At 69.3% G+C, this 8,809-nt stretch carries 5 protein-coding genes and 1 pseudogene; 1 reads left to right on the top strand and 5 read right to left on the bottom strand.

The features are described 5' to 3' along the window. The first annotated feature begins 160 nt into the window (after window positions 1-160). Window positions 161-1,252: pseudogene (locus ACFXHB_RS43600) on the top strand (IS630 family transposase). Here the strand turns inward: ACFXHB_RS43600 and ACFXHB_RS43595 are convergent. The 5 genes from ACFXHB_RS43595 to ACFXHB_RS43575 all read right to left on the bottom strand — a co-directional run bounded on the left by ACFXHB_RS43595 (window position 1,241) and on the right by ACFXHB_RS43575 (window position 8,488). Beyond that, window positions 1,241-2,026, bottom strand: coding sequence for a hypothetical protein (locus ACFXHB_RS43595; protein WP_380582609.1), 786 nt, complete (start codon window positions 2,024-2,026; stop codon window positions 1,241-1,243). The pseudogene ACFXHB_RS43600 and the gene ACFXHB_RS43595 sit on opposite strands and share 12 nt — an antisense overlap. After that, entirely contained in the window at window positions 2,023-3,069 is a 1,047-nt protein-coding gene (locus ACFXHB_RS43590) for a DnaB-like helicase N-terminal domain-containing protein (protein WP_380582607.1), read from the bottom strand. The genes ACFXHB_RS43595 and ACFXHB_RS43590 overlap by 4 nt, the downstream gene beginning before the upstream one ends. Window positions 3,070-3,201: 132 nt before the next feature. Continuing rightward, window positions 3,202-4,230, bottom strand: coding sequence for a hypothetical protein (locus tag ACFXHB_RS43585; protein WP_380582605.1), 1,029 nt, complete (start codon window positions 4,228-4,230; stop codon window positions 3,202-3,204). A 518-nt stretch (window positions 4,231-4,748) separates the two neighbouring features. After that, window positions 4,749-6,632 (bottom strand): UvrD-helicase domain-containing protein, encoded by a 1,884-nt coding sequence (locus tag ACFXHB_RS43580; RefSeq protein WP_380582603.1) that lies wholly within the window; start codon window positions 6,630-6,632, stop codon window positions 4,749-4,751. Then, entirely contained in the window at window positions 6,629-8,488 is a 1,860-nt protein-coding gene (locus ACFXHB_RS43575) for an ATP-dependent endonuclease (RefSeq protein ID WP_380582601.1), read from the bottom strand. The genes ACFXHB_RS43580 and ACFXHB_RS43575 overlap by 4 nt, the downstream gene beginning before the upstream one ends. Between the last annotated feature and the right edge of the window lie 321 nt (window positions 8,489-8,809).

Genomic DNA, 8,809 nt, shown 5'->3' with positions numbered 1-8,809 from the left:
ACCCGATCAACCCCAAGCCCCGGACAAGCCGACTGTCCCGCCTCGCCTACCAACTCACCGCACAGCCCCGGCCGAAATGCACAACAGAGTCCAGCCGCTCACCGACAGTGCTTCTAGTGTCCTGAGTCTGGAATTTCATTCATAAATATAGACTGGGGCTATGGCGCGGACGGGTCGGCCGAAGGCCGAGTTGGTGTTGTCGGATGATGAGCGGGCTGCCCTGGAGGGGTGGGTTCGTCGCCGGTCGACGCCGCAGGCTTGGGCTTTGCGGTGCCGGATCATCCTGGAGTGCGCGAGCGGCGTGTCGAACTAGGAGGTCGCGGAGCGGCTGGGATCGACGCCACACGCGGTCGGCCGGTGGCGTGCCCGGTTCGTCGAGCACCGGATCCCCGGCCTGGGCGACATGCCCAGGCCCGGCGGTCCCCGCACGGTGACGGACGAGCAGGTGGCCGAGCTGGTGGCCAAGACCTTGGAACGCACGCCGAAGGACGCCACGCACTGGTCGACCCGGTCGATGGCCCAGGAGACCGGTCTGTCGCAGTCCACCGTGTCACGGGTGTGGCGCGCGTTCGGACTGCGGCCGCACCGCGCCGAGACGTTCAAGCTGTCCACCGACCCGTACTTCGTGGACAAGGTCCACGACGTGGTCGGCCTGTACCTCGACTCGCCCGAGCGGGCCCTGGTGTTCTGCGTGGACGAGCAGTCGCAGATCCAGGCACTCGACCGTTCCCAGCCTGTGCTACCGATGATGCCGGGCGTGCCGCAGCGGATGACGGCCGACTACGTCCGCCACGGCACCACCACCCTCTTCGCCGCACTCGAGGTCGCCACCGGCAAGGTCATCGGATCGCTGCACCGCCGCCACCGTGCCGAGGAGTTCAAGAAGTTCCTGCTCCGGCTCGACAAGGAGGTTCCAGAGGGTCTGGACGTGCATCTGGTGCTGGACAACTACGCCACTCACAAGACACCGGCGGTCAAGACCTGGCTGGTGTCACATCCTCGCTTCCACCTGCACTTCACCCCGACCGGCTCCTCCTGGCTGAACCTGGTCGAGCGCTGGTTCGCCGAGCTGACGAACAAGCAGATACGGCGAGGCGTCCACAAGTCCGTCCAGGCCCTCGAAGCCGACATCCGCGACTGGATTGCCACTTGGAACACCGAACCGAAGCCCTACGTGTGGACCAAGACCGCAGACGAGATCCTCGAACGCCTCGCCGGATATTTGAAGCGAATTCCCGACTCAGGACACTAGGGCTGTTGCGCACCCCCGCAACGCCACGGGAATCGCTGAAGCTCGCTCCGGAAGGCCGAAAGAGAACGGGAGCAGTGCGCGACGACCATGCCTTGAGAAGGAAGCCGTTGTTGTCTGGAGCGCGAGGTTGAGCGCGCCGTATCCGGAGCATGGGGTCCCGAGCAGCAGGTCGGGATTCTGCGACGTAGCGGCCGTCACCGCGCCTTCCGGACGGTCGATGGCGAGGTTGCGGGAGCGGACGTCGGCAGAACATCGGTAGCGGACGGGCGGGCCTCCGCCGTGCGGGAGCGCGGCTTGAAGCCGCGCTCGCCCGGCGAGCTGGGTGATCGTTGACGACTCCGCCCGGAGGCGTCCGATGGCCTCGTCCAGCTCCTCCTGCGCATTGGAGACAGCGAGGTCGAGCACCCGAAGAACGGTCTTTCGCGAGGCGGCGACATCGGGCCGGTCCCGGAGCGCCTCTGTGCGGGCGAAGCACGCGTGCTGGCTGGTGATGGCCCCGAGCGCGGAGACCACTTGGCCGAGGTGGTCGGTTGCGGCAGCGAAGGCCGTGGCCGCGCGGATGCTGCTCTCGGACGAGGGCTCGGCAGTGATCCACTTGTGGAAGTTCGTGCTCGTTTCCGCGATGAGGTGGCCGAGTTCGCCGAGCTGTCGGGCGACGACGGCTGGTTCGGGCAGCCGGAAGGGGATAGCAGTGCTGGGAAGGGAGGTACGGTGCGCGGCCAAGCGGTCGGCGAGGCCGTCCAGCGCCTGGCACTCGGCAGTCGAAATGGTCATGAAGGGCTCCTGGTCGGGCGATTGGGCTCGGCGGCGTTGAGATCTCGGCGCGGTTGCGGACCGGCGGCCGTTTCGCGGCGGAGAGGCGTGGTGGAGCGGTTGGCCGCCGGCGTTGGGCTGCGGGCGAGCGCGGCGGTCGCTCGGGCGGCGTGCTCGGCCTCGGTTGGGGGCGCTTGTGGTGGACCAGTCCCGTTCCAGCGGGCCCGAACCTCGTCCAGTGGCCCGAAGGCGTGCAAGGCCTGGCCGATGAGACGGCCGGGTGCCAGGGCCTTCTCCTCGGCCAGGGCCCTGATCGCGGTGGCGGCTCCGGTGGCGGCGCGGACGACCGAGGAGCGGATGACTTGGTCACCCAGCCATTCGGCCGAGCCTGCGCCCGGTCCGCCGAAGAGGGTCTCGACGTGTTCGCGTGAGAGCGTGCCATTGGCCAGCAGACCGTGCCGCTGGACCTCCCACAGGGCGGTCACCTCGTCGATCGGCTCGCCCCGGTGGTGAAGGGCGCCCAGACAGCGGTAGATCTGGCCGTGGCCGACGTCGGCGAAGTCGTCGGGCCGCAGCCAGTCGTAGACCTCCGCCATCGCCGCGGGCTGGCCGACGAGAACAGCCAGCAGGAACCGCTCGTCCTCGGTCTGCTCGGGCCCGACCGGCGGCGCACTCGGCTTCGCGACGGCCGGCGCCTTCGGTGGCGGGACCGGCCGGGGCTCGGTGCCCCAGCGGCGCGCGAGGCCACCGAGCACGCCCGCCGGGACATCGGCGTAGTGGAGGACGCTGTCGACCTGATGCTGCTCGGCGTCGATCCGGGCGGCGTCCTCCAGTCGGACGGCGTGTTCCGTCACCGTCCGGTGGATGGACCCTTCGAGCACCATCCGGCCGTAGACCGGGGCGTTCTGCGGGCGCGGGCACGTGGCGATCAGGGTGTGCGCGTACGAGGCGCTCAGCCCGCGCGCGTGGTGGCCGGCCTCGTGGACGGTGTCGGTCACCCAGGACAGCGGCACGCTGCCGTCGGCCCCATGGCTCGGCCGATCCCTGGCACTGAGCGTCCGCATCGCGGCGAAGAGGGCCTGGTGGGCCGGCCGGTAGAAGTCGGTGGGCTCCGGGGTGTGCGAGCGGGTGGGGGCGGGGCGCGCTCGGCTCTCGCGCGGATCACGGGCCTGCTCCTACGTGTTGGGGGAGGCGTTTCAGCGGCTGCGGCCCGTGGGGCGTGCCGCGGACGGTGGCGCGGCGGCAGGCAGGGCAGCGGCGTTCACGCCGCGGGCGGCGACGGCGGGTGAGGTGGCCCGGGCCGCGCCAGTGGCGGCAGCGGAGTAGGGCGTAGCGGTCCAGGCGGTGTCGTTGCGGGCCTCGTGGGACCGGGCACGATGCACCTCGTCGAGCGCTTCACCCAGCTCACCCTGGGCGGTGGAGATGAAGTCGGACGCGACGCCGAACCGGTCGGACAGCGCGAACTGCTCGGGATCGAGGTCGGTGATCTGCTCGGACGCGGCTTCCAAAGCCTCGTGGACCCGGAGAAGCACACCGTCGTCCGGGTTGAGCAGCCGGTCGAGGACCTCGGAGAACTCCCTGAAGTCGGTGGCGCCCCGGATCTGGTCGGTGAGCTGGAGGATCCGCTCGCCCGCGTCGGCGAGACCGTACCGGTCGGCGGTGACAGTTGGCTGGCCGGTGTCGAGCCGGGGATCGAGGTCGACGCTGTAGCGGGCGGCGCGCAGCATCTCGGTGGCGTGCGTGGCGATGGCCGCGCGGTGGGCCGCAGCGGTGGTGGACGGCAGCCCGTGCCGGCGGCCATGCCAGTCCTCGATCTGCCGGAACCCGGCGTGCCTGAGCAGGGTGGCCGCGAGGTCGTCGCTGGATCCCTTGGCGACGACGCTGCCGCTCGGCTCGATGCTGATGGTGATCACGGGGGCGGGCATGCGGTAGTCCTTGGCCGTGGTGACGGAAGGAACGGACCGGGTGAGGTGGCCGAGGTCGGCGGCGATGCGGCTGCACTCGGCCTGCACGTGGAAGGCGTCCCGGTAGGTGCCCCGGACGGAACCGTCCTCGCGGACGACGGTGGCGACGATGTGCACCGAACGGTCGAGATTGCGGATCGCCGCCCACCGGCAGCCGTCCAGATCACCTTCGGGGGCGATCCCGGTTGCGGAGACCAGGCGCCGGGCGACATCGGCCCACTGGGCGTCGGTCAGGTCCGGGTGGCGGGGATCGGAGCGCACCGAGCACATCCACACCGGCCGCTCGGGTGCCCGGGAACCGATCCGCCCGGCCGGGGCGTCCAGGACACCGCCGCCGAGGACCTCCTGCGGGTCGCCGAAAAGGGTAAGCTGCTTGTCGGCGCCGCGGAAGTCGGCAGCGATCAGCCGGGGCCGCAGCCGGTAGCGGGGGTCGTCCTGCCCCGTAGAGGGCGGGAATCAGCGCGGCGGTGCTGGCGGCGCGCTGAAGGTGCGCGATCACGGCGTCCCCTCTCGGACAGGCGGCGGCGCCCGGTGGGCGGGCTGACACAGAGAGGGTCCGCAGATTTCGCGTCTTGGCCCGGCCGGAGATCAGTGGTAGATGCCGGTCAGCTGGGCCAGAGAAGGTCGGGCGAACGTCAGTGCGATGGAAGGCCCCTGGCCAGGACTGAACGTCCCACTGAGACAGATCCCCTTGGAGGGGAGATAGCTTCATCCGCTGGAGTGTGATGCCACGCTGATGCCACTCCAGGACAGGTTGATTGCCTGCGCTGCGCGCCCTCTCAGAGGCTGACTATGGACCAGCCGTCGCGTGCCAGGGCTCCGAGGTGGAGGTTCGCGCGGTCCTCGTGGACGGCGAGCGTGAGCAGGTACCTGGCGCGGGTGGCCGCGACGAAGGTGGTCATCGCGGCGTGTCGGCCGGTGGCCCTGAGGCTGCTGGCGGGAGTCTCCCCGGTGATCACGGGGAGAAGGCTGCCGAGATCGTGGCCCTTTCCGTTCTTCGTGACGCACTCGAGGACGAGAGTCGCGGAGTGCGTCTCGCCCTTCGCGCTTGCGACGGTGGCCGTGAGTACCGGTGGCAAGGACTCGTCCGGGGTATCCGGCGCCGGCGTGTAGGCCAGCCAGCGGGCGCGGGTGTCGTCCTCCACCCAGACGGGGGCGCCGACAGCCTCCTGCACGAGTTCCCCGAGGCGGTCGAGGAACGTGCCCCAAGCTGCGGGGGTGTCGCAGTTGCCGTGCAGCGCTTTGACCAGGAGCATGCGCAGATGGTGGCCCGGTGTGCCGGGGGTGCGGTCGAGCTGAGGGAACGGCGGCAGGCTGTCGGACAGGGCCACGGCGGTGGTGGACGTCTGCAGCTCCCAGAGCAGGGCGCGGACGGCTCCCCACAGGAGATTGATCGCGGGGCCGGTGTGGCCGGTGTTCAGCAGGACCGTCCTGGCGCTGCGGTAGGCGTGCAGCAGCCGGCTCACCTCGACTGTTTCCCCTGTGTCCGGCCGGGGCAGGTAGCAGCCGAGCGCGCGGGGGAAAAGCTGTGAGGTTCCCGGGCTCTCGCGGGCGCCGAGGACCTTCGGCGGGTACGAGGCGGCGGCTTCGGGCGGCACTGTCCGCCGGACGAGTTCACCGAAGGCGGGCACGACGCGGGCGATGCTGTCCTCGGTAAAGGTGATGACAGCCAGAGCGCTCTCGGGGCCGTGGCCGCGGATCTCCTGCGGTCGGTGGACCGCCAGCCTGCTCGCCACTCTCGCCGGGCCCGTGCCGAAACGCAGGCTCACCGGGAGCTCCATCGCCTCCTTGCCCGGAAAGCCCATTGCTGCAGGCCCGGAGTCGTCCGTGCCGAGGATGCGCTGGTTGACGTCTCCCACGCACTGCACGACGGCGTCAGCCCCGAACACCGCCTCCAGCAGAAGGCGTTGCTCCTCGCCGGTGTCCTGCATCTCGTCGATCAGGACAAAGGGGAACCGGGAGCGCAGGCCGGCGGCAAGGTGGGGGTTCTGGTGCAGGTGGCGGGCGGCGATCGCATACATGTCGGCGTAGCGGAAGACACCGCGCAGGAGGAGGTACTCCTTCAGTTTCATCAGCTGCTTGTAACTGGCTGTGCCGCGGTTGAGGTTGCCGGTCTGGATCTGCAGGTCCGGCTCGGCGGGGTCGAAGACGTAGGTGGCCTCGGTGACCATCTTCAGCCCGTCGGCGGCCCGTTGCCGTGTGAAGGTTTGGAGCGTCTTGAACTGGCCCAGGTTCAGGAGCCGGCGGGCCTGGGCGGCGTAGGTACGGTCGTCAACGCTGCGGGTGGAGATTTTCCGTGAGCGCAGGGCCGGCAGTGCGAGGAAGGTGTGGACGAAAGTCTGGATCGTCCCGATGAAGTGGGGGTAGTGCTCCAGTCGTCGTGCCCGCCCGGTCAGCCGGCTCGTGATCTCCTGGGTGGCGGTGTTGGTGTGGGACAGGACGCAGATGCCCTGGCGGTCGGAGGACCAGCCGTTTGCCACCAGCGCGAGTTTCAGGGCGACGAGGGTGGTCTTGCCCGAGCCCGGGGCTGCCTGCAGGTGCAGCGGGCCGCGGGCCTCCAGGAACGCGAACTGCTCTGGAAGCGTCAGGGCAAGGCCCATGCTCCGGGCTGTGGCCTCGATGCTGCTGCGGTCCAGGGCGGTGGGGGACAGGGGCAGCGTCACGGCTGTGTACTCCCGCACAGGTAGCCGACCGCCTCCACCAGGTAGGTCGGCAGGTCCTTGGATGTGATGCCGGAAGTCTCCAGAAGGCGGGCGGCGTGCTGGGCCGCGATCGACTTGCTGGTGTTTCCCACACGCAGCGGGGCGTAGATCCTGAGCGCGCACTCCTCCGGCGAGAGGAGGTCGTCCTCCTGCCATTTCTTCACCTCCATGGCCGCGGTCTCCTCGATCCCCACGAGGTCCTCCGCCGTTGGCCACTTGGTGCCCTTCGCTGCGCTGATTGCCTGGTGCATCAGCGTTGCCATCGACCACGACGCACGCGCCAAGTCGTATTCAAGGGTCCACCAGTTCGATACGAAGGTCCGGACGGCCCCGCCGTCTCGCTCCTGCTTCTTGAGGATGCGCTTGCGCCGCTCGCCCTCGGTGAGGCTGCTCCACCGCTTGAGCTTCTTGGCCATTTCGGCATCAGCCCTGTCGGGCGCCAGGTCCATGTCCGTGATGCAGGCCACTCGCACTGGCGGCAGCGCGGAGTCCTTGCGCTGGAAGATCCGGGAGTACCGGAACAGACCAGTGCTGCCGACGTTCACGATGCTGACACCGTTCTCGGCGAACGAGTGGCCCATGGCGCGGGCGAGCGCCGGGAGGAGTAGTACCTCCGCGTCTCCCTCGACCATGGCGACGGCCCGGGCGAAGAAGAGGTTCGCCTTGGTGGCGTCCAGGAACCGGCTGAGGAACGCGTAGTCCGAGGCGTCGAGTTCGGTGTGCTCCGGCCGGAGCGGGAACGTGTTCCCCCCGGCGACGAGGGTCAGGTGCTCGACCGGCACGCTGGAGGCGATGTGCGGGCTGTGGGTGGTGGAGATGATCTGGACAGGGGATTCGCCACGGCTGCGTTCCTGGAGCAGGTCGACGACGCGGGTCTGCAACTGCGGGTGCATGTGGGCCTCGGGCTCCTCGATGAGGAGGATCGGGGAGGTGCTCTCCCGGCCCAGCAGGAGGAGTTCGGCGGCCATGTACAGGGCGTTGTTGTAGCCGAGACCATGACGGGTGGACTCGGTGAGGCCGGGGTCGGGTGCGAAGGCCAGTTCGAGGCGCTCAAGGACGCTCTGGAGCGACGCGGTAGTGGCGATGCTGATGGCGCCGGACAGGGTGTCCTGGCCGATGGTGAATCTGCTCATGTATCCGTTGTTGAGCTCGTTGCGGGCTTTCTGTACCAGCGTGTTGGCGTTGATGTGGTGGTCGGCACGTTGAAGGATGCCCACCAGGGTCCCGGCGCTGTCCTCGGCGGAGTCGAAGTCGTCCGTGCGCTGCTCCTGCATCCCGGGGTACTGGGTGAGGATCTGCGACAGCCGGGAGTTGCGGCCGGCCCGCATCTCTCCCTCGGCGTCGCGCAGCGGCCGCAGGTAGGTCGCGCGCAGGCGCTCGCGGACTTCGCCGTCGAGGGCGGTGTCACCCGCGCGGACCCTGACCGACAGGCGGTGGGGCGCATCCGGGTCGAACGGCTCGGCCCGCAGGGTCACGGTCAGCCGGGATGCCTCACCCGGCAGTGAGGTAAGGAACTCCCCGAACGAGCCGAGCTCGCTCTCGTCGAGGCCTTCGAACGTGCAGCTGATCTGCAGGTAGTCGGCCCTGCCCCCCGGCCCGTAGTGGAGGTCGTCCGCTGTGACGCGGGTGAAGTCGGCGTTCGATGTCAGGCACAGCCGGATCGCGTCGATCACGGCGCTCTTGCCGCTGTCGTTCTCCCCGACCAGGACACTGAGGCCCGGCCGAAGAGTGAGGTCCAGAGCCGACCCGGGATCCGAGTCGGTGGCGGGCCCGCCGAAGATACGGAAGTTCTCGGCCTGCACGCGTGCCAGATACATGGACCCCTCTAGTGCTTTCAGGCCGCTGCAGGCAGCCGCCGCTCCTCGTACCGGCACGCTAGGGCGACCGCGCTCCGTGGCGCAACGAAGTAATCATGATGAGACGTGGACAACCAAGCCCCCGACTGGCCTGTGAGTGTGGCGAGCGGCTGCCTCTCCAGACCGTCCGGGGCGCGCTGTGTCGCACCTTAGAGGGCGTTCGATACCGGTTTGGGCTTCCGCGAGCGGTTTCGGACGGAGGTATTGCCCGGTTCTGTCCGGGCTGGCGGTCAGGCGGTTGGTCATGGAGTTGACCATGGCCCAGTGGATCATCGAGCGTGA

It is taken from the genome of Kitasatospora sp. NPDC059327, assembly GCF_042752535.1.
Classification (GTDB): Bacteria; Actinomycetota; Actinomycetes; order Streptomycetales; family Streptomycetaceae; genus Kitasatospora.
Note: the sequence above shows the minus strand (reverse complement) of the source record. Positions and strands in the feature narration are given on the sequence as shown.